The organism is Mesorhizobium sp. M4B.F.Ca.ET.017.02.2.1 (assembly GCF_003998955.1).
Taxonomy (GTDB): Bacteria; Pseudomonadota; Alphaproteobacteria; order Rhizobiales; family Rhizobiaceae; genus Mesorhizobium; species Mesorhizobium abyssinicae.
This window is the reverse complement of record NZ_RZOF01000533.1, coordinates 1-2,608: the sequence shown is the minus strand read 5'-3', so window position 1 is coordinate 2,608 and position 2,608 is coordinate 1. Positions and strand designations below refer to the sequence as shown.

Annotated in this window: 2 protein-coding genes and 1 pseudogene; 2 read left to right on the top strand and 1 reads right to left on the bottom strand. The window is 65.6% G+C overall.

Annotated features, from left to right (window positions below; translation table 11 throughout):
• Together EN738_RS33320 and araD1 are read left to right on the top strand one after the other, a co-directional pair.
• Positions 1–672: pseudogene (locus EN738_RS33320) on the top strand (sugar ABC transporter permease); the annotation flags it as partial.
• Positions 673–972: 300 nt separating this feature from the next.
• Complete coding sequence (araD1, locus tag EN738_RS33315) at positions 973–1,965, top strand: AraD1 family protein (RefSeq protein WP_127287257.1); 993 nt, start codon at positions 973–975, stop codon at positions 1,963–1,965.
• A 198-nt stretch (positions 1,966–2,163) separates the two neighbouring features.
• Here the strand turns inward: araD1 and EN738_RS33310 are convergent.
• Positions 2,164–2,608 (bottom strand): transporter substrate-binding domain-containing protein (locus EN738_RS33310; protein WP_127287256.1); only part of this gene is annotated, 445 nt, incomplete at its 5' end.

Sequence of the window (2,608 nt, the reverse complement as noted above, 5' to 3'; positions counted from 1 at the left end):
ATCCTCGGCAGCGGCCTTACGCTGCACATGACGACGATCGTGCTCGGACTGATCGCGGTGCTCGCCTATGCCTATTTCGGGCTGCGGGCCCGCCGCAAGCGTGAGCGCCACGGCTATGAGGCCGAGCCCTTCCCGCTGTTCGTCATCAAGACGCTGGTCGGCAGCGCGCTGGCGCTGTTCCTGGTCGTCCAGTTCGCGAGCTACAGGGGCCTGCCGGTGGTGCTGCTGGTGATGGGCGTGCTGATCTCGCTGTTCGTCTTCGTCACCAAGCGCATGACCATCGGCCGCCGCATCTATGCGATGGGCGGCAACGCCAAGGCGGCGCAGCTCTCGGGCATCAACACCGAGCGGCTGACGCTGCTGGTGTTCATCAACATGGGCGTGCTGTCGGCGCTCGGCGGCCTGATCATCGCGGCGCGCCTCGGCCAGGCGGTGCCCGCCGCCGGCCTCGGCAGCGAGCTCGACGTCATCGCGGCCGTCTTCATCGGCGGCGCCTCGGCGATGGGTGGCGTCGGACAGGTCATCGGCGCCGTGGTCGGCGGCTTCATCATGGGCGTCATGAACAACGGCATGTCGATCATGGGCGTCAATGTCGACTGGCAGCAGGTGGTCAAGGGCCTGGTGCTGCTCGGCGCCGTGATCTTCGACGTCTACAACAAGAACAAGGCCTGACAGGAGCAATTCCGGGAAAAGCGCATAGCGGTTTTCCCTCGGGATTGCGCAGAGACAAAATATTGGGAGCGGGTCGGCAGCTCAAGGCCGGACCGCTCCAGGCGAGGAAGGCAGGAGGCATACGGGTCTAGATCGCGATGCTGCCGGCAACCCGCCGGCGCCAAGAAGTCCCTGAGGACCGGGGCTCGCGAGCGCAATCCGGACGAACAGTTTCAACCGTGGCGCGGAACCGTTCCGGGCCGCGACGGTCAAGGTCTGCCGATCGGCGGCCGGGCCAAGGCAAAAGAGAGAGGGTTCATCATGCTGATCTCCCAGATCCTCGACGACGCCGAGACGATCCGCGTCGTCGCCCGCAACGGCGGCAAGACCCGGATCATCAACGGCGCTCGCAGCGTCTATTCGCTGGCGATGGAGGCGGCGCGCACCGGCACCGGCCTCGTGGCGCTGATCGAGCGCAAGGGTCTTGGCGAAACCATCGACCTCGACGCCGCCTACAAGAAAGGCCGGGTGGTGTCGCCGATCAATCATCCGGATCCGGCGCATCTGCATCTCACCGGCACCGGCCTGACGCATCTCGGCTCCGCCGCGACCCGCGATTCCATGCACAAGAAGCTGAGCAGCGACGGCGCGGAGCAGCTCACCGATTCCATGAAGATGTTCCGCATGGGACTGGAAGGCGGCAAGCCGGCGAAAGGCCAGGTCGGCGTGCAGCCGGAATGGTTCTACAAGGGCAACGGCACGATGGCGGTGGCGCCGGGCGCCGCGCTGATGTCGCCCGCCTTCGCGCAGGACGCCGGCGAGGAGCCGGAGATCGCCGGCATCTACGTCATCGGCGACGACGGCGCGCCGTTCCGCGTCGGCTTCACTTTGTCGAACGAATTTTCCGACCACGTCACCGAACGCGTGAACTACCTGTTCCTCGCGCACTCCAAGCTGCGCAACGCCTCGTTCGGACCGGAGATCCTGATCGGCGACCTGCCGGCGGACATCAGGGGCTCATCGCGCATCTGGCGCGACGGCAAGCTGCTCTGGGAAAAGCCGTTCCTGTCGGGCGAGGCGAACATGTCGCACACCATCGCCAATCTCGAGCATCACCACTTCAAATACTCGGCCTTCCGCCAGCCGGGCGACGTGCATGTGCACATGTTCGGCACCGCGACGCTCTCCTTCGCCGACGGCGTCAAGACCGAGGCGGGCGATACTTTCGAGATCGAGGCGAGCGATTTCGGCCTGCCGCTGCGCAACCCGCTGGAAATCGAGAAGCCGGTGAAGGTGGCGGTGAAGGCGCTTTGAGGTGAAAGCGTGATCTCCCCCCTCGTGGGGGAGATGGCCGGCAGGCCAGTGGGGCGCTGTCCCGCCAGCGTTCGCAATCCAACCGGCTCTGCCTGCGGACTGTCTTCTTGGATACAGCAGAGGTTGGCGATCCTTCGCGCCCCCTCTGCCCTGCCGGGCATCTCCCCCACAAGGGGGGAGATTGGCAGCTTCAGCCGCTCAATAGATATCGAAGTCGAAATACTTGGCCTGGATCTTCTTGTAGGTGCCGTCGGCGACGATGGCGTCTATCGCCGCGTTGAGCTTGTCGCGCAGCGCAGTGTCCTCGAGGCGCACGGCGATGCCGGCTTCCGTCTCGGTGCCCTTGACGTCGCCGACCAGCTTGCAGCAGCCGTCGCTCGACTTCTTCAGCCAGTCCACCAGCACGAACTTGTCGGAGATGACGGCATCGAGCCGGCCGTTCTGGAGATCGGTGATCGCCTCTTCCTGGGTCGGATAGAGCTTGGCTTCGGCGCCGGCCTTGCCGTAGACGTCCTGGGCGAAGTCGGCCTGGGTGGTCGATGCCTGGGCGCCCACCGTCTTGCCGGCGAGCGCCGCCGGGTCGGTCGAGGTCAGTTCGCTGTCCTTCGGCGCGACCAGCGCAAGCGGCGTCGTATAGTATTTG